The sequence below is a fragment of the Agrobacterium sp. LAD9 genome (assembly GCF_003031125.1).
GTDB classification, from domain to species: Bacteria; Pseudomonadota; Alphaproteobacteria; order Rhizobiales; family Rhizobiaceae; genus Agrobacterium; species Agrobacterium radiobacter.
Window position 1 is genome coordinate 105958 of sequence record NZ_PHGS01000007.1, and the last position, 18248, is coordinate 124205.

The 18248-nt window shown below is 58.7% G+C and carries 20 protein-coding genes; 15 read left to right on the plus strand and 5 right to left on the minus strand.

Annotated features, from left to right (window positions below):
• The first annotated feature begins 62 nt into the window (after positions 1–62).
• Complete coding sequence (locus DA915_RS07125; RefSeq protein ID WP_107675499.1) at positions 63–1013, plus strand: phosphatase PAP2 family protein; 951 nt, start codon at positions 63–65, stop codon at positions 1011–1013.
• On the opposite strand, the gene DA915_RS07130 is transcribed toward DA915_RS07125, so the two are convergent.
• Positions 992–1882, minus strand: coding sequence for a LysR family transcriptional regulator (locus tag DA915_RS07130; RefSeq protein ID WP_107675500.1), 891 nt, complete (start codon positions 1880–1882; stop codon positions 992–994). The two genes, DA915_RS07125 and DA915_RS07130, sit on opposite strands and share 22 nt — an antisense overlap.
• Before the next feature lie 110 nt (positions 1883–1992).
• Between DA915_RS07130 and DA915_RS07135 the strand changes: the two genes are divergently transcribed.
• A complete protein-coding gene (locus tag DA915_RS07135; RefSeq protein ID WP_107675501.1) occupies positions 1993–2844 on the plus strand; it encodes a DUF1989 domain-containing protein in 852 nt (283 codons plus the stop codon).
• Between the two features lie 178 nt (positions 2845–3022).
• On the opposite strand, the gene DA915_RS07140 is transcribed toward DA915_RS07135, so the two are convergent.
• The 4 genes from DA915_RS07140 to DA915_RS07155 are packed head-to-tail and all read right to left on the minus strand — an operon-like array spanning position 3023 to position 5874.
• The gene (locus DA915_RS07140) at positions 3023–3454 is read right to left on the minus strand and encodes an HIT family protein (protein WP_003502549.1); all 432 of its coding nucleotides are present in this window, start codon (positions 3452–3454) and stop codon (positions 3023–3025) included.
• Between the two features lie 22 nt (positions 3455–3476).
• Positions 3477–4670 (minus strand): GNAT family N-acetyltransferase, encoded by a 1194-nt coding sequence (locus DA915_RS07145; RefSeq protein ID WP_107675502.1) that lies wholly within the window; start codon positions 4668–4670, stop codon positions 3477–3479.
• Positions 4667–5407, minus strand: coding sequence for a glycerophosphodiester phosphodiesterase (locus DA915_RS07150; RefSeq protein WP_003502553.1), 741 nt, complete (start codon positions 5405–5407; stop codon positions 4667–4669). Before DA915_RS07150 ends, DA915_RS07145 begins: the two co-directional genes overlap by 4 nt.
• Entirely contained in the window at positions 5404–5874 is a 471-nt protein-coding gene (locus tag DA915_RS07155; protein ID WP_003502555.1) for a RidA family protein, read from the minus strand. The genes DA915_RS07150 and DA915_RS07155 overlap by 4 nt, the downstream gene beginning before the upstream one ends.
• A 116-nt stretch (positions 5875–5990) precedes the next feature.
• On the opposite strand from DA915_RS07155, the gene DA915_RS07160 reads away from it, so the two are divergent.
• From DA915_RS07160 to lpxA, 13 genes are all read left to right on the plus strand, one after another.
• On the plus strand, positions 5991–6833 hold the full coding sequence (locus DA915_RS07160) for a cell envelope integrity EipB family protein (RefSeq protein WP_003502556.1): 843 nt from the start codon (positions 5991–5993) through the stop codon (positions 6831–6833).
• Positions 6834–6893: 60 nt separating this feature from the next.
• The gene (locus DA915_RS29385) at positions 6894–7019 is read left to right on the plus strand and encodes a hypothetical protein (protein ID WP_003512833.1); all 126 of its coding nucleotides are present in this window, start codon (positions 6894–6896) and stop codon (positions 7017–7019) included.
• A 6-nt stretch (positions 7020–7025) separates the two neighbouring features.
• Complete coding sequence (rpsB, locus tag DA915_RS07165) at positions 7026–7793, plus strand: 30S ribosomal protein S2 (RefSeq protein ID WP_003502558.1); 768 nt, start codon at positions 7026–7028, stop codon at positions 7791–7793.
• A gap of 360 nt (positions 7794–8153) precedes the next feature.
• A complete protein-coding gene (tsf, locus tag DA915_RS07170) occupies positions 8154–9080 on the plus strand; it encodes a translation elongation factor Ts (RefSeq protein ID WP_003502560.1) in 927 nt (308 codons plus the stop codon).
• 97 nt (positions 9081–9177) lie between these two features.
• Positions 9178–9900 (plus strand): UMP kinase, encoded by a 723-nt coding sequence (gene pyrH, locus DA915_RS07175; RefSeq protein ID WP_003502561.1) that lies wholly within the window; start codon positions 9178–9180, stop codon positions 9898–9900.
• 62 nt (positions 9901–9962) lie between these two features.
• Positions 9963–10520 carry a ribosome recycling factor gene (gene frr / locus DA915_RS07180; RefSeq protein ID WP_003502562.1) on the plus strand — a complete coding sequence of 186 codons (558 nt, stop codon included), beginning with the start codon at positions 9963–9965 and terminating at the stop codon, positions 10518–10520.
• 65 nt (positions 10521–10585) lie between these two features.
• Positions 10586–11329, plus strand: coding sequence for an isoprenyl transferase (locus DA915_RS07185; RefSeq protein WP_107675503.1), 744 nt, complete (start codon positions 10586–10588; stop codon positions 11327–11329).
• Positions 11329–12162 carry a phosphatidate cytidylyltransferase gene (locus tag DA915_RS07190; protein ID WP_107675504.1) on the plus strand — a complete coding sequence of 278 codons (834 nt, stop codon included), beginning with the start codon at positions 11329–11331 and terminating at the stop codon, positions 12160–12162. The genes DA915_RS07185 and DA915_RS07190 overlap by 1 nt, the downstream gene beginning before the upstream one ends.
• Before the next feature lie 49 nt (positions 12163–12211).
• A complete protein-coding gene (gene rseP / locus DA915_RS07195; protein ID WP_162687200.1) occupies positions 12212–13333 on the plus strand; it encodes an RIP metalloprotease RseP in 1122 nt (373 codons plus the stop codon).
• A 199-nt stretch (positions 13334–13532) separates the two neighbouring features.
• Positions 13533–15857 carry an outer membrane protein assembly factor BamA gene (gene bamA / locus DA915_RS07200; protein WP_107675505.1) on the plus strand — a complete coding sequence of 775 codons (2325 nt, stop codon included), beginning with the start codon at positions 13533–13535 and terminating at the stop codon, positions 15855–15857.
• A 49-nt stretch (positions 15858–15906) separates the two neighbouring features.
• A complete protein-coding gene (gene lpxD / locus DA915_RS07205; protein ID WP_003502570.1) occupies positions 15907–16974 on the plus strand; it encodes a UDP-3-O-(3-hydroxymyristoyl)glucosamine N-acyltransferase in 1068 nt (355 codons plus the stop codon).
• Entirely contained in the window at positions 16967–17434 is a 468-nt protein-coding gene (gene fabZ, locus DA915_RS07210) for a 3-hydroxyacyl-ACP dehydratase FabZ (RefSeq protein WP_003502572.1), read from the plus strand. Before lpxD ends, fabZ begins: the two co-directional genes overlap by 8 nt.
• Positions 17431–18246, plus strand: coding sequence for an acyl-ACP--UDP-N-acetylglucosamine O-acyltransferase (lpxA, locus tag DA915_RS07215; RefSeq protein WP_003502575.1), 816 nt, complete (start codon positions 17431–17433; stop codon positions 18244–18246). The genes fabZ and lpxA overlap by 4 nt, the downstream gene beginning before the upstream one ends.
• Positions 18247–18248 lie beyond the last annotated feature (2 nt).

Below are 18248 nucleotides of genomic sequence, written 5' to 3' on the forward strand. Positions count from 1 at the left end.
TTATCCGAATATTAAGCTCATTGCCCTACTTTGCCGCTGGTTGAAACAGGGGCCGGAATTCAATGCGACTCTTTGCGGCAGAGCGTTTTGTACTTGGATTTATCGCAACATTATTCGTTATCGATGCGGTATTGATTGCGGTCAAAGGCATTCGTGTCGATTACGCCGGATATCTTCTGTGCGTTCTGGCAGGCGTCGGCGTTTTTATCCTCGGTCAGCTATATCGCACTAGCGGGCGCGATCTTCGCATCGCAGTCGCCCTGATTTCTGGCGGGCTATTCATCCTGTTCACGCTTGCCGCTTCGATTTTCAACTACATGTTCCTACCTGTCGCCTTTCCAGCGATTGATCATGTGCTTTTCGGTGTGGATGCAGCGTTTGGCTACAGTTGGACGGGCGTCGTCCTGTGGGCGGCAACCCATCCATGGATCGGAACCGGCCTGTTTTTCGTCTATGCCTCATCGTTGCCGCAGCTTCTGGTGATCGTCCTTACGCTCGGCTTCACCGGCAACCAGCGGATGCTGCACCACTTCCTGGTGACGGGAGTGCTGGGGGCGTTTGCATGTATCATCTTTTGGATATTCTTCCCGACATTCGGACCTTCAGCCTATGTGCAATTGCCGCAGTGGGTATCACAGGCTATCCCCCTGGCCGTTGATAATAATTACGGTCAAGAGTTGAACCGCCTTATAACCGAGGGAGTAGTCTATCTTTCTCCCAAAAATGTCCTGGGGCTGATCGGCTTTCCATCGTTTCATATCTTCATGGCGGCAATGTCAGTCTGGTTCATGCCGCGCCACTGGGCGGTGATGGCAGCGATCTTGCCGATAAACCTGTTGATGCCGCTGGCCGTTCTTGTTCAGGGTGGACACCATCTTTCGGATGTTTTCGGCGGTCTCGCTGCTTTTGTCGTCATTTGTGCTGTATCGTCCCGCCTGCTCAACCGGCTGTCGGCGAGGGAACTGACCGAAGCGGCGGCCGCCTCCCGTATTCAGATCGTCGCGGCAGAATAATTGCGACGCGTTTCGCTCTCCCGGGCTTCCGCAACAAGCCAGTCCGATAATATGCGGGCCGGGGCGGTCATCTCTTCTGCTTCCATCAGCCAGTAATATTTATCCGTATCGGCGGCCCGGTCGAAAAACACGGTCAGTTGACCGTTGGCAATCTCGTGGTGAAGAAGCGCCGTCGGGCAAAGGCCGACGCCTTGTCCGGCTTTGAGTGCGGTCACGAGCAGATTGAAATCCGCGAAAACGGGGCCGGCATTATCGGGAAGGGATATCCCGTCGGCTGCGAACCAGTTCTGCCATGCCGCTTCGGTATCGTCATGCAGCAATTCCGCTCGCAACAGGCTGTCAACGTCGTCGAAAGGACCGAATTCGGCGGCATAGCTTGGCGCGCATGTCGGCCGTGTCTCAGCGCTAAAGAGAGCTACGGCATTTTCCCCGGAGACCACCCCATGCTCTATGGTCAGATCAGCCGGTATTGCATGATGTGCTCCGGAATAGCTGATGGATACCCGGATATCCGGGTAAAGCGCCCGGAAGCGGGGCAGGCGGGGAGTCAGAAAATGCGCCACGACGGAGGGCAGGCTGGCAAGGCGGACGGTCATGCGGTCACGACCGTGACGGATCCGCTCTGCGTCGGAGGCGATCTGCCGCAGGCCTGACGAAACCGTAAGGCCGAATTCCCGGCCGGCCTGGGTGAGCCTCACGCCTCTGGCATGCCGCTCGAACAGGGCCACGCCAAGCCAGGCCTCCAGATTGCGAACATGCTGGCTCACGGCAGTCGCCGTCATGCCGAGTTCCTGCCCGGCCAGAGAAAAACTCGTTCTTCTGGCCGCGGCTTCGAATGCGCGGAGGGTGGCAAGGGGAGGCAGTTTCATGATCGCCAAGGCTAAGTCAGACTTGGTCTGAGCGCAAGAAAAACCCGTCTTGTCAGGCGGGTATTCCTGACGCAATTTCGCATCGGTATTTTCATCGCTCAGAGGATTTCATGACCCCCATGCCCGTCGCCGAACCCGCTGACGCCGCTGCACGCCGCGCCGTCCGTCCTGTTGTCGTTTATCCGAACGGCACGCTTGAGACGCCGGACCTCGCGCGCCTGGCGCAGGCAAAGAATGGCATGGAAAAGATCGATGAGGTCATCGTGCCGCCGCGTGACGGCCGCACCTTTCATGTGCCGAAGGGACATTTCTTTCGCATCGTGAGCATCGAAGGTCCGCAGGTGGGAGACCTGAACCTCTGGAACGCCCATGATCTGACCGAGCGGTTTTTCAGCGGCAAGACCCGCGCCCTGCACGCCACCCACGTTTCGGTCGGCAATCGGCTTTGGAGCAACCTGCCATCGCTGCGGCCAATGGCGACCATCACGCACGACACGCTGTCATGGTATGGCTTCGACGAGGATGGGGGCGGGGTGCATGACGTGATCGGTACTCGCTGCGACCCCTATACCAACAGGCTTTTGAGCGGCGGCGACTATCACCATTGCTGCCATTCGAACCTGACGAATGCGCTCGCCGCGGCCAAAGGCCTGTCGTTCGCGGAGGCTGAGCCGCATGTGCACGACGTGCTGAACGTGTTCATGTGCACGGGCTTTACCCGCGACACGCATCAATATTTCATGAAGGCGAGCCCGGTGCGGCCGGGAGATTATCTGGAGCTTTTTGCGGAGATCGATCTTATCGGCGCACTTTCCGCCTGCCCGGGCGGCGATTGCAGCGCCACGCATTCCAGCGATACGGCGGCCTGTTATCCGTTGAAGGTGGAGATATTCCGGCCGGATATGGCGGTGCTTGAAGGCTGGCCATGGCCGCAGAGGAATGCGTATCAGCCTGTGGAATGATGATAAGCACCACCGCCGTCATGCCGGACTAGACCCGGCATCCAGTCACGGCGCGTCTGCGCCGTAAGGATAGTCTCTTGTGATCAAGGATTTGATCGCGCTGGACCGCGAATCCAGTCCGGGGTGACGATGTGCGGAAGCTGCGGTTCTGCCAGACGCGTTGGCGTCTTGGCACGCATCACGAAGCAAGCGCCGCCTTTATCTTCGCCGCGTGGGCCTTCAGTACCTCGCCATCGGCCATCACGCCGGAATGCGGCTTCAACGGCTCGCCTTCCTTGCGCGGAATGACGTGGAAATGCAGGTGGAAAACGGTCTGCCCGGCCGCCGGCTCATTGAACTGGGCGACGAAGACGCCGTCCGCATCGAAGGCTTCCTTGGCCGCGACGGCGAGTTTCTGCACCACGGGAATTGTCCTTGCCAGAACCTCCGGGTCGGCATCGAGCAGGTTGCGCGAGCCGGTCTTGGGAACGACGAGCAGATGGCCGGGGGCCTGCGGCATGACATCCATGAAAGCAAGCGTATGCTCGTCTTCGTAGAGCTTGTGGCTCGGAATTTCGCCACGCAGGATTTTTGCGAAGATATTGTTGTCGTCATAGGCGCTGGCCGTCATCGTGATCTCTCCTCATAGCGGACTATACGTCCGGTTCCTGTCTCTCGCCCTTGCGGAAGGGTGTGTGTTCATCAAGATAATCGCCGATATGTTCGACCTCTTCGCGTTCGCGCTGAAGATAATCGGCAATGGCGCGGCGCAGGCCCGGGTGGGCGATAAAATGCGCCGAATGGGTCGTCACCGGCACGTAACCGCGCGCCAGCTTGTGCTCGCCCTGAGCGCCCGCTTCCACCCGTTTCAAACCCTTCGCCAGCGCGAAATCGATTGCCTGATGGTAACAGACCTCGAAATGCAGAAAGGGATGATCCTCGATGCAACCCCAGTGGCGGCCATAAAGCGCATCCGAGCCGATGAAGTTGATTGCCCCCGCAATATAGCGCCCATCGCGTTTCGCCATCACCAGCAGCACATCATCGGCCATGCGCTCGCCGATCAGCGAATAGAACTCCCGCGTGAGATAAGGCCGGCCCCATTTGCGGCTGCCGGTATCCATGTAGAAGGCGAAGAACTGGTCCCAGATGTCTTCGGTGAGGTCGCTTCCGGTCAACCAGTCGATCTCGATACCGTGTTCCAGCGCCGCACGGCGTTCCTTTTTCAGCCCCTTTCGCTTGCGCGAAGAAAGGGCATCGAGAAAATCATCGTGGTCGCGATAGCCATCATTGATGAAGTGGAACTGCTGGTCTGTCCTGTGCAGGAAATCACGGGGCAGAAGGGCAGACAGATCGTCTTCTTCGAGAAACGTGACATGGGCGGAAGAGACGCCGATCTTTTCGGTCACCTGGGCGAGGCCGGAGGCAAGAAGCGGTTTAAAGCGCGTTTCGTCCACCGCTTCGGAAACGAGCAGGCGTGGCCCGGTTGCCGGCGTGAAGGGCACCGAGCATTGCAGCTTCGGATAATAGTGGCCGCCGGCCCGCTCGAAAGCATCCGCCCAGCCGTGGTCGAAGACGTATTCGCCCTTGCTGTGGTTTTTCAGATAGGCCGGCACTGCGCCGACGAGCACACCGGAGGCATTTTCGAGAAGAAGATGGTGGCCAAGCCAGCCGGTCTTGGCTGTCGCTGACCCTGACTCTTCCATGGATGATAAAAATTCATGGGAGATAAAAGGGTTGTAGTGTTTTCCTGATGTATTGCGCGATGTTCCGGAAAGCCGTTTCCAGCTTTCCGGATCGATATCCCCAAAGGATTGCGCAATGCTGATGGAATAGTCTTCTGTCATGCCGTCGCGGATGGGTTCTCTCTCGGGTCGAAACCTTCGAATGTCATCTGGTCCGCATATTTATAGGTAGTCTCGCGCGCATTTTCATCCCTGACCGTCCAGGTAATCACCGGAAGCCCGAGTTTTCTTTGCGCTTCGATGAAGCTGTTGGGCAGATGACCCCAATGATAGGAGATGAAATCGAGCCCCAGCTGCATCGCTTCATCATGTTTGAAGAAGTCTTCCGGCTTGTCGCCCTCGGCGGTGAGGCCCAGCGGCCAGGGCGAGCCCGCAGCCTTCAGGTCCTTCAGCAGGTGATGGTCGAAGCTCATCAGCGCCACATGGCCCTTGTAGCCCTCAAGGTCTTCCAGAACCGCCTCGGCAAAACCGTCATCGACGCCTTCGCCGGCACGGCCCTTCAGCTCGATCACCAGCGGCACCTTGCCGGCGCAGAGCGTCAGAAGCTGCTTGAGCGTTGGAACCCGATCCTTGGTCTGACCGACGGCAAGAAGGGACAGCTCGGCCGATGTGCGTTCGCGCACGTCGCCCTTGATGCCCGTCAGGCGGGCCATGTCGTCGTCGTGAAAAATCACCGGAACGCTGTCGGCTGCCAGCTGAACGTCGCATTCGATGGCGAAACCGGCCTCGATGGCGCGGGAAAAGGCGGAAAGCGTGTTTTCCCAGACCGCCTTGTTGAGATCATGATAACCGCGATGGGCGACGGGCTCAGCCGTCAGCCAGGAAAGCTTGAGCGTCATACGTCGATTTCCACGATGGCGTCGATTTCGACTGAAGCGTTGAAGGGCAGGCATGCCATGCCGACGGCGGCACGGGCATGTTTGCCGGCATCACCGAGAACATTGGCGAGAAGATTGGAGGCGCCATTGATGACGAGATGCTGTTCCACGAACTCCGGAACCGAGGCAACAAAGCCATTCAACTTGATGACACGGCGGATTTTCGAGAGGTCACCATTCAAAGCGGCCTTGACCTGTGCGAGAATGTTGACGGCGCATAATTCGGCCGCGCGCTGGGCGCCTGGCACGTCAACATCGCGGCCAACGAGGCCCGTCACCGCAATCTTGCCTGATTCCATCGGCAGTTGACCCGATACATAAAGAAGATTGCCGCTGATGGTGAACGGAACGTAGTTTGCGGCTGGCGCCGCGGCGACGGGAAGCGTGAAGCCAAGTTCCTTGAGGCGGCCTTCGATGACGTCCGACATTTTCGTCTCCGGTTTTGTTGTAAATCCTTCAAGAATCCGGCATTCAGAAGATGTTGATCCAAAAGCCGGGCGGTTGCTTGTACAATATGAGCGGCGAGTCCAACAGGAGATATTGCATGTTTGTCAGGACGCTTGGTTTCGTTGCCGCAACAGGGCTTATGACCGGCCTGTCAAGCGCTGCCAATGCCTTGCCCGTCACGGTTCCGGATCTCGTCGCCCACCGCGCCGTCTACGATCTCGAACTCAAGGATGCGTCGGATCGCTCCGGCATCGAGGGCATGACCGGCCGCATGGTCTATGAATTCACCGGCTCATCCTGTCAGGGTTACAAGACCGATTTCCGTTTCGTGACGCAGATCAACACCGGCGACGCCGTGCGCATGACCGATCAGCAGACCACGACTTTCGAAGACCTTGCCGCGAAGAAATTCACCTTCGAGACCAAATCCTACACCGACGACAAGCTGGACAAGGAAGTGCAGGGGGCGGCAACCGACAGCACCGAGGGCGTGAAGGTCGATCTGACCCGGCCGGATGCCCGCCAGATCAGTCTCGTCGCCAGCGAATTCCCGACACAGCACATGTTTCAGGTCATCGAACATGCGAAACAGGGAAAGCGCATTTTCGAATCCCGGATATTCGACGGTTCTGATGATGGCGATGAAAGCCTGATCACCTCCACGCTGGTCGGCAAGTCGCAAATGCCGAAGGATGGCGATGCCGACGCCGGCAAGGCGGGCGAATTCGCCAAGGCTGCCTTCTGGCCGGTAACGATCGCCTATTACAACGACAAGACCGGCACCGACGCCCTGCCGATCTACCGCATGTCGTTCAAGCTTTACGAAAACGGAATCACCCGCGATCTGACGATGGATTACGGCGATTTCGTTCTGACGGGAAAGCTTGCGAAGCTCGATATTCTCAAGCCCGAAACCTGCGAAAACAAGCCGGTTCGCTGAAACGCGGCTATTTTGCCGGTTTTTTCGCATAAATGCTTGCATTTTCACGCGGGCGACTGTATGCGGCTCACCATTCCACACGCGAAGCTTGGGATGTTCCGGGAGAAATCCGGTCCGTTCCGCCCGGTGGTGTCGATGAAAATCGGCGCTGTTCGCTTCGCGGGGGTTAAACCGGAAAAGGAGTAACAAGGCATGGCATTGCCCGATTTTTCTATGCGTCAGCTTCTGGAAGCTGGTGTTCACTTCGGCCACCAGACGCACCGCTGGAACCCGAAGATGAAGCCGTACATCTTCGGCGACCGTAACAACATCCACATCATCGACCTGGCTCAGACCGTTCCGATGCTGTCGCGCGCCCTTCAGGTCGTGTCCGACACCGTTGCCCGTGGTGGCCGCGTTCTGTTCGTCGGCACCAAGCGTCAGGCGTCCGAAATCATCGCCGACAGCGCAAAGCGTTCGGCCCAGTACTACGTCAACTCCCGCTGGCTCGGCGGCATGATGACCAACTGGAAGACCATTTCGAACTCGATCCAGCGTCTGCGCAAGGTTGACGAAATCCTGAACTCGGAAGGCTCCGGCTACTCCAAGAAGGAACGCCTGAACCTTGAGCGCGAGCGCGAAAAGCTCGAAAAGGCTCTCGGCGGTATCCGCGATATGGGCGGCGTTCCGGACCTGATGTTCATCATCGACACCAACAAGGAAAAGATCGCGATCGAAGAAGCCAAGCGTCTTGGCATTCCGGTCGTTGCGATCATCGACAGCAACTGCGACCCGGACCATATCGACTACCCGATCCCGGGTAACGACGATGCTTCGCGCGCCATCTCGCTCTACTGCGACCTGATTGCCCGCGCTGCCATCGACGGTATTGCCCGTCAGCAGGGTGCTTCCGGCCGCGACATCGGCGCTTCTGAAGAAGCTCCGATCGAGCCCGCTCTCGAAGACGAGGCTGGCGCCTGATTTAGGCCCTGTCTGGCGGCGATTTCTTAATCGCCGTCTCCTCGACCAGGATATGACAAGGCCGTCAAAGACCTTCAATGGGTTGACGGCCTTGTTCGTTTCAAGCGCTCCGCCACGTTTTTTGGAAACCGCTGGCGTCTGACGTGGTTGAAACGCAAGGCAGTCTTCATAACGCTGTCACACTTCGGCGGCACCCATCATTTCGATGTATGGAGACGCCGCAGCACTTGGGAATGCGCATGCCCCTTTCCTGAAATCCTCTTCGGTTTCAAAGGGTGTGCGGCCGGGTACAGTCATCACCCAGAACTTCGGCACGGCAAATTCCGCCGGCTGACCGATCGAACCGATAAGAGGCAAACAATGACCGAAATCACAGCCGCAATGGTGAAGGAACTGCGCGAGAAGTCTGGCGCAGGCATGATGGACTGCAAGAAGGCTCTTGCTGAGACCAATGGCGACATGGAAGCGGCGATCGACTGGCTGCGCGCCAAGGGCATCGCAAAGGCCGACAAGAAGTCCGGCCGCACGGCTGCCGAAGGTCTGGTCGGCGTTGCCACCATGGGTCACAAGGCTGTTGTTGTCGAGCTGAACTCCGAAACCGACTTCGTTGCCCGCAACGACGCGTTCCAGGACCTCATCCGCGGTATCGCCCAGGTTGCCCTCACCACCGACGGCACCGTTGACGCTGTTTCCGCTGCGACCTATCCGGCAACCGGCAAGTCCGTTTCCGACAGCATCAAGGACGCGATCGCGACGATCGGCGAAAACATGACGCTGCGCCGCTCGGCTGCACTCGAAGTGCCGCACGGTGTTGTTGCGACCTATATCCACAACGCTGCCGGCGACGGCATCGGCAAGCTCGGCGTTCTCGTTGCCCTGAAGTCGGACGGCGACAAGGCCGTTCTGAACTCGATCGGCCGCCAGGTTGCCATGCACATCGCTGCGACCAACCCGCTCGCCATCCGCGCCGAAGAAGTCGACGCTGCCGTGGCCGAGCGCGAGCGCAACGTCTTCATCGAACAGGCCCGCGAATCCGGCAAGCCGGAAGCCATCATCGAAAAGATGGTTGATGGCCGTATGCGCAAGTTCTTCGAAGAAGTCGCTCTTCTGTCGCAGGCGTTCGTCATCAACCCCGACATCACTGTCGGCGCTGCCGTCAAGGAAGCCGAAAAGGAAGCTGGCGCTTCCATCGAAGTGACGGGCATGGTTCGCCTGCTGCTCGGCGAAGGCGTCGAAAAGGAAGAAAGCGATTTCGCAGCAGAAGTCGCCGCAGTCGCCAAGGGCTGATTATATTTACCCAATCTTGGGAAAACGGGAGGGCATCGCGTGACAACGCGGTGCCCTTCGTGTATCCGCGTTTCGGTTACATTTCCGAGGAGTCATGATGTCTTCCAAGCCGATCTACAAACGTGTTCTTCTCAAGGCTTCCGGTGAAGCCCTTATGGGCGATCAGGGTTTCGGTATCGATGTGGCGGTGGCCGACCGTATCGCCTCCGATATCGCCGAGGCGAGGGCGATGGGTGTTGAAGTCGGCGTTGTCGTCGGCGGCGGTAATATTTTCCGCGGCGTGGCCGTGGCCTCCAAGGGGGGCGACCGCGTTACCGGCGACCATATGGGCATGCTGGCGACCGTCATCAATGCACTGGCGCTCGCCACGTCGCTGCGCAAGCTCAGCATCGACACCGTCGTTCTCTCGGCAATCGCGATGCCTGAAATCTGTGAGAGCTTCTCCCAGCGCGCCGCCCTTCACCATCTCGCACAGGGGCGTGTGGTGATTTTCGCCGGCGGTACGGGCAACCCGTTCTTCACCACCGATTCTGCTGCAGCGCTTCGCGCCGCGGAAATGGGCGCCGAGGCGATCTTCAAGGGTACCCAGGTGGATGGCATCTACTCTGCCGATCCGAAGAAGGATCCGACAGCTACCCGTTTCGACGAGTTGACCCATAGCGAAGTGCTCGGCAAGGGCCTGGCGGTCATGGATATCGCCGCTGTCGCGCTTGCCCGCGAAAACCATATTCCGATCATCGTCTTCTCGATCCACGAGAAGGGCGGTTTCGCGCAGATATTGACCGGCGGTGGCCGCAAGACCATCGTGCACGACAAGTAATCAAAAAAGACGCCGCCCCCTGGGCGAATTCCGGCTACAGCCGACAGAGACGGAGTATCAAGATGAGTGGTATTGACCTCAACGATATCAAGCGCCGCATGGATGGCGCCATCAACGCATTCAAGAGCGATATCGCATCGCTGCGTACCGGCCGGGCTTCGGCCAACATTCTCGATCCGGTCACCATTGAAGCTTACGGTTCGCGAGTGCCGCTCAACCAGGTCGCAAACATCACGGTTCCGGAGCCGCGCATGCTCGGCGTCAACATCTGGGACAAGTCGATGGTCAATGCCGTCGATCGCGCGATCCGCGAATCCAATCTCGGCCTCAACCCGATCGTCGATGGTCAGAACCTCAGAATTCCGCTGCCTGAACTGAACGAAGAGCGCCGCAAGTCGCTCGTCAAGGTCGCCCATGACTATGCCGAAAAGTCCAAGGTCGCGATTCGCCATGTGCGCCGCGACGGCATGGATGGTCTGAAAAAAGCCGAAAAGGATGGTGACATCGGTCAGGACGAAAGCCGTGGACAGTCGGAAAAGGTGCAGAAAATGACCGACGACACGATTTCGGAAATTGACCGCTTGCTTGCCGAGAAGGAAAAGGAAATCATGCAGGTCTGATATCGCTTGCGATAGACCTGTATTTTATTCGTTTTAATTCCGCGCTGCCCTGTTACTGGATCGATATGCCGACGACGACACGTTCCTCCATACCCGAGCACGTCGCCATCATCATGGATGGCAATGGACGCTGGGCAAAGCAGCGCGGTCTTCCGCGCGTGATGGGGCATCGCCGCGGGGTGGAGGTCGTACGCGAGACCGTGCGCGCGGCCGGTGATTGCGGAATACGCTATCTCACGCTGTTTGCCTTCTCGTCGGAAAACTGGCGCAGGCCCGAATCCGAGGTGAGTGACCTGATGGGGCTTTTGAAGGCTTTCATCCGGCGTGACCTTGCCGAACTGCATCGCGAAAATGTCCGCGTGCGGATCATCGGTGACCGGCAGGGGCTGAAGACCGACATACGCTCTCTCCTCGAAGAGGCGGAGCAGATGACGGCTGGCAATACCAAGCTGACGCTGGTGATCGCCTTCAACTATGGAAGCCGTGACGAGATTGCGCGCGCCACGGTGGCAATCGCCCGTGATGTCGCCGAAGGCCGGCTCGATGCTGCTTCGATCACGCCGGAGATGATTTCGGCCCGGCTTGACACGTCGGGCATGCCGGATCCGGATCTTATCATCCGCACCAGCGGCGAAGAGCGCCTGTCGAACTTCCTGCTCTGGCAGGCCGCTTATTCTGAGTTCCTCTTCGTTCCCGAATATTGGCCCGACTTCGACCGCCAGCGATTCTTCTCCGCAATCGAGCAATATGCAACGCGTGACCGCCGCTTTGGTGCACTCACCGAGCAGGTTGCCGTGGCAGGCGCCTGATGAGCCGTGAACTCAGACTGCGGATCGTCTCCGCAATCGTCATGGCAGCGGTCATTCTGGCCGCGACCTGGTATGGCGGCATTCTGTTCCGCATCGTCGCGGGTCTTCTGGCGATCCTCATCTATTATGAATGGTCGACGATTACCCGGCTGTCGGAGGCCAACCCGACCGGCAATGCCTGGGGCTGGTTCGCGGTCGCCGTTATCGCCGGCAACACGATTTTCGGCGAATCCTCGCTCGATCTGCCGCTTTTATCCGGCTTCACGCTGACCGCAGCCCTGTTTCCGGTTTTGCGCGGCAGGAACTGGTGGCTGGTGGGTGGCATTTTTTATGCGGGTCTGAGCGGCATCTCGCTGGCGGCCATTCGCGGTGAGGAGCTGACGGGCTTCGTGTCCATCCTTTTCATCTTCGCCGTTGTCTGGTCGACGGATATTCTCGCCTATTTCGTTGGACGCGCCATTGGCGGGCCGAAGCTTGCGCCTTCGATTTCGCCCGGCAAGACCTGGTCGGGTGCGATCGGCGGGGCAGTGGCGGCTGTGATCGGCGGCGGCGCGGTGTCCATGGCCTATCACGGCAGAATCAGCCTGCTGGTGCTGGGGCTCGCGTTCATCCTGTCGGTATTCAGCCAGATAGGTGATCTCTTTGAATCCTTCGTGAAACGACGTTTCCAGGTCAAGGATTCCAGCCATCTCATTCCGGGCCATGGCGGCTTCATGGACCGTGTTGACGGTCTTGTTTTCGCCTGCTTTACGGTATTCCTCATTGCTTTCGTGCATGCGGCGGCAACCGGCGACGTGCCCGGATCGGGCGGCGGTCTGTTGCCGGGTTTCTGAGCGGCGCGAAAGGTCACGACATAAAGGGCAGATTGTCATGAACACAGTAATGGCGGCGACCGGCTTTCTGACCGGCTATATCGTGCCCTTCATCCTGGTGCTGTCCCTGCTCGTTTTTGTCCATGAAATGGGCCACTATCTGGTCGGGCGCTGGTGCGGCATCCGTTCCACGGCATTTTCCATCGGCTTCGGCCCGGAGCTGATCGGTTTCACCGACAAGCGCGGCACGAGATGGAAGATTTCCGCGATCCCGCTCGGCGGTTACGTCAAGTTCTTCGGTGATGAGGATGCCGCCAGCAAACCGGATAGTTCCGGCCTGTCGCATATGTCGCTGGAGGAGAGGGCGCAGACGCTTTCCGGCGCAAAGCTGTGGAAAAGAGCGGCCACGGTTGCTGCGGGCCCGATCGCAAATTTCATTCTCGCCATTCTCATCTTCGCGGTGCTTTTCGGCATTTATGGTCGGATGATTGCCGATCCAGTCGTGGCGGAAGTGCGCGAAAACAGCGCTGCCGCCGCAGCTGGCGTGCGGCCCGGCGACCGACTGGTCGCGATCGATGGCGAAAAGGTGATGACTTTCGAGGATGTCCGTCGTTACGTCGGCATCCGCCCGGGCACGCCGATCACCGTAACTGTCGAAAGGGCAGGCGAGGAGCTGAAGCTGCCGATGGTTCCGACGCGCACGGAAACCACTGACCAGTTCGGCAACAAGCTGGAAATGGGCATTATCGGCATCGTCACCGACCAGACCAGCGGCAATTTCCGCCACATCGAATATTCGCCGACCGAGGCGCTGGTTGAGGGCGTGCGCGAAACCGGCCACGTCATTACCGGCACCTTCAACTATATCGGCAACCTCGTGACCGGCCGCATGAATGCCGATCAGCTGGGCGGTCCGGTGCGTGTCGCGCAGGCGTCCGGCCAGATGGCGACGCTCGGCATTTCCGCCGTTATCCAGCTTGCCGCAGTCCTTTCCGTTTCGATCGGTCTGCTGAACCTGATGCCCGTCCCGGTTCTGGACGGCGGCCATCTGGTGTTTTACGCGATCGAGGCCATTCGCGGCAGGCCGCTCGGCGCGGGCGCGCAGGAAGTCGCGTTCCGTATCGGCATGATGATGATTTTGGGTCTTATGGTTTTTGCAACATGGAATGATATCAGCAGCTTGATCGGCTGAGGATTGTGTTTTAACGGTTTTGTTAGTTGTTTGTTTACCTTGTTTTTATGCCGAAGTGGCGAATGCGCCACTCTGGATCACGAAGTAAACAGAATTTAACGTTCTGACTTGCTTGTAGGGGAAAAGCAGGTAAAACGACGCACATGGCCGGAGTCGGGTTCCGCCCGCTGAGGGACAACGTAAAAAGGTAAGAATTGAAATGAAGGCTGGTTCAAGATTTTTGAACGCGGTGTCGGCGGTTGCGCTGTCTGCTGGTGTTTCTTCGGTTGCGGGCCTTGGCGTGCTTGCCTCTGCTGGTGTTGCGAATGCAGCCGTCATCAGCAAGATCGATGTTCGCGGGGCCGAGAGGTCCGGTGCGGACTCCGTGCGCTCCAACATCACCATTGCGCCGGGTAAGAACTTTTCCAATTCGGATATCGATGAATCGGTGAAGCGTCTTTACGCCACCGGTTACTTCTCGAATGTCTCCATGCGCGTTTCCGGCAGCACGCTGGTCGTTACTGTTAACGAGAACCAGCTGGTCAACCAGGTGGTCTTCAACGGTAACCGCAAGATCAAGGACGACAAGCTCGCCGGCGTCGTACAGACACAGGCGCTTGGCCCCTTCAATCAGGCTATCGTGACGGCGGATATCGCCCGCATCAAGGAAGCCTATGCCGCGATCGGCCGTAGTGACGTCGAAATCACCACGCAGACCGTTTCCGTCGGTCAGGGCCGTGTGAACATTGCTTTCGTCATCAATGAAGGCGAGCGCACGAAGATCGGCCGTATCGATTTCGTCGGCAACAATGCCTACAGCGATGGTCGTCTGGCCGCTGTCATCAATACCAAGAAGTCCAACATGCTGTCGTTCCTGACGCGTAAGGACGTTTATAACGAGGACAAGCTGCGCGCCGACGAAGAGGCGCTGCGCCAGTTCTATTACAACCGCGGTTACGCCGACTTCCGGGTCGTGTCCTCCGAGGCGGTGCTGGACGAGTCCAAGAACGAATACACCGTCTCCATCACGGTCGATGAAGGTCAGCGTTATAACTTCGGCAACGTCGCGGTCGAATCGACCGTTCCGGGCGTCGATGGTTCCGAACTTCAGGGCCTCGTGGAAACCCGTCAGGGTGGCAGCTACAGCGCCAAGGAAGTTCAGCAGAGCATGGAAGCGATTTCCAAGCGCGTGGCCGGCGAAGGTTATCCCTTTGCCCGCGTAACGCCGCGCGGCGACCGTGACATGGCTGGCAACACCATCGGCGTAACCTATATCGTCGATCAGGGCGAGCGCGCCTATGTCGAGCGCATCGAAATCCGTGGCAACACCCGTACGCGTGACTACGTCATTCGTCGCGAGTTCGATATCTCCGAAGGCGACGCGTTCAACCAGACGGTCATTACGGCTGCAAAGCGCCGTCTTGAAGCGCTCGGTTATTTCTCGAAGGTCAATATCTCGACTGCCGGCGGCAGCGCGCCTGACCGCGTCGTGATTGTTGTCGATGTGGAAGACCAGTCGACGGGTTCGTTCGGTATCGGTGCGGGTTACTCGCAGAACGACGGCGTTCTGCTCGAAGCCTCCATCGAAGAAAAGAACTTCCTCGGTCGTGGACAGTACATACGTCTCGCCGCTGGTGCGGGTGAAGACGATGCACGTAGCTACACGCTGTCCTTCACCGAGCCTTACTTCCTCGGCTACCGTCTTGCCGCAGGTTTCGACCTGTTCAAGAGCCAGAGCCGCAGCGAAGATTATTACGACTACGACGAGCAGGGCTTCTCGCTGCGCGTGACCGCGCCGATCACCGAGGACCTCTCGACAACGTTCAAGTATACCTATAAGCAGCTCAATTATGATGGCGAAGGCGACTGGGAAACCGGCAGCAACCTTGCAGCGCCTTATAAAGACCTGATCCGTGGCGGTGACTGGACGCAGTCCATCATTTCGAACACGCTGAACTACAATACGCTCGACGACCGCAACATGCCGCGCGAAGGCTGGCAGGCTGCTTTGACGAACGAATTTGCAGGCCTCGGCGGCGATTCCGAATATTACAAGGTTTTCGCCAAGGCGCGCTTCTATTACACGCTGTCGGATGAGTACGATGTCATCGGTTCGCTCACCGGTCAGGCCGGTCATGTGGTGCCGACGGGCGACAATCTGCTGGTTTTCGATCAGTTCAAGTTCGGCGGCCGTCAGGTTCGCGGCTTCAAGAACGACGGTATCGGTCCGCGTATCGGCTCCGACTCCATCGGCGGCACGACCTATTTCGCCGCGTCTGCTGAAGTCACGGCTCCGATGCCTGGCGTTCCGGAAGATTTCGGTCTGCGCCTCGCTGGTTTCGTCGATGCCGGCACGCTCTATGGCAACAAGGTTGCCAACAGCGCAGGTGTGAAGGACGACAACTCCATCCGTGCGTCTGCTGGTATCGGCGTGATGTGGGCGTCGCCCTTCGGTCCGATCCGCGTCGATTACGCGGTACCGATCGCCAAGGAAGACTACGACGAGGAACAGCGTTTCCGGTTTGGCATGTCCAACACTTTCTGATATCGGCAGTCCAGAACTGCAACTTTGAACGTTCTGGAGTTTCCGGCTGATGGAATACAATGCCTTTTTTCCGCCCCATGAGGGACTGCGATTGAAAGATATCGCAGATCATTTTGGGGCGGAACTGTCTGACGATGCGGCGGGAGAACGGATTATCAGGTCCGTTTCGCCGGTCTATAGGGCAAAGCCCGATCAGCTCTGCTATATTCTTTCGCGCAAGAGCCGCGATGAGCTGCAGACCTGCGAAGCTGGCGCCGTCATTTGTGATGCAGCGCTTGTAGACATGCTTCCGTCTCACACCCCCGCGCTGATATCGAAAAACCCCCACACCCTTTTTGCGCAGGTCGGTGCATTGTTGCATCCTTCCGCCATGCGACCCGGTCCGATCGCGCGGATGGACGCCGAAATTTCCCATGCTGCCCATGTCGATCCATCCGCGAAACTGGAAGCGGGCGTCATTGTCGAGGCGCTTGCCGTGATCGGAGCCGGCGCCCATATTGGCGCTGGCACGCGGATTGGCCCCGGCGTCATCATCGGGCAGGATGTGCAGATAGGGCGTGATTGCACCATTGCGGGCGGCGCAAGCGTTCTTGCCGCGCTCATCGGTAATAATGTGATTATCCACAACGGCGCGCGCATCGGTCAGGACGGTTTCGGTTATGCCCCCGGTCCACGCGGCATGCTGAAGATCGTGCAGATCGGTCGCGTCATCATTCAGGACAATGTCGAGATTGGCGCCAACACCACGATCGATCGCGGCACCATGGATGACACGGTCATTGGCGAAGGCACCAAGATCGACAATCAGGTCCAGATTGGCCACAACGTTCGTATCGGCCGCCATTGCGGCATCGTCAGCAAGGTTGGCATTGCGGGCAGCACCCGCATCGGCGACGGTGTGATGATTGGCGGCGCGGCCGGCATCAATGGCCATATCAACATTGGCGACGGCGTGCAGATTGCGGCGATGAGCGGTGTTGTAGCGGACGTACCGGCAGGCGCCCGTTATGGCGGAACGCCTGCGCGTCCAATGAAATATTTCCTGCGCGACATGGCCGAAATTCTGGCACGCGCTGAAGGGCGTGATAAAAAAACAGGAGAGAAAAACAATGACTGAAGAAACGAAGACGACGCTCGGCGCGGCTGACATTCTGGAAGTCATGAAGCTTCTGCCGCATCGTTACCCATTCCTGCTGATCGACAAGATCATCGAGATCGATGGTAACAACTCGGCGATCGGCATCAAGAACGTCACTGTCAACGAACCGCATTTCACCGGCCATTTCCCGGATCGCCCGATCATGCCGGGCGTTCTGATCGTCGAAGCCATGGCGCAGACGGCAGGCGCGATCTGCGCCCGTAGCCAGGGTGAGGGCGGTTACCTCGTCTATTTCATGACCATCGACAATGCGCGCTTCCGTAGACCCGTCGTTCCCGGTGATCGTCTGGAAATCCACGTGGTCAAGCAGCGCCAGCGCGGCAATGTTTTTAAATTCCATTGCGAGGCGAAGGTGGACGGCGCGCTGGTGGCGGAAGCCGATGTCGGCGCCATGATGATCCCCGAGGACCAGCAATGAGCACGATTGCCGCCTCGGCCAGAATTCACCCGACGGCCGTCATCGAAGACGGCGCGGTGATCGGTGAAAACGTCGTCATCGGCGCGCTGAGCTATGTCGGCGCGAAAGTCACGCTGCATGACGGTGTCTGGCTGCACAATCACGCCGTTGTTTCCGGCCGGACCGTCATCGGCCGCGGTTCGGTCGTCCATCCCATGGCGGTCATCGGCGGCACACCGCAGGCGGTTCGCCACGACGGTTCGGAAACGACGCTCGAGATCGGTGAACGCTGCGTCATGCGTGAAGGCGTGACGATGAACGCCGGCAGTTCCGATGGCAGCGGCAAGACCATTATCGGTGATGACAATCTCTTCCTCGCCAATTCGCATGTGGCGCATGATTGCCGCCTCGGCAGCCACATCATCCTGTCCAACAATGTGATGCTGGCGGGCCATGTTACCATCGAGGACCGCGCTATTCTGGGCGGTGGCTGCGCCGTGCACCAGTTCACCCGTATCGGCCGCCAGGCTTTCATCGGCGGGCTGTCGGCGGTCAATTACGACGTCATTCCCTATGGCATGCTGAATGGCAACCCCGGCATTCTCGGCGGGCTGAACGTTGTCGGCATGACACGTGCAGGCATCGAGCGTGCGGATATCCACAAGGTCAGACGCGTCTACAAGGCGATTTTCGAGGCCGAAGGCACGATCCGCGGCAATGCCGCAGCCCTCGACCGCAACGACTATCTGGACTGCCCGCAGGCGCTTGAAATCCTCGATTTCATCGGCGCGGATAGCGACCGCGCGATCTCTTCGCCCAACCGGGGCAAGTGAGC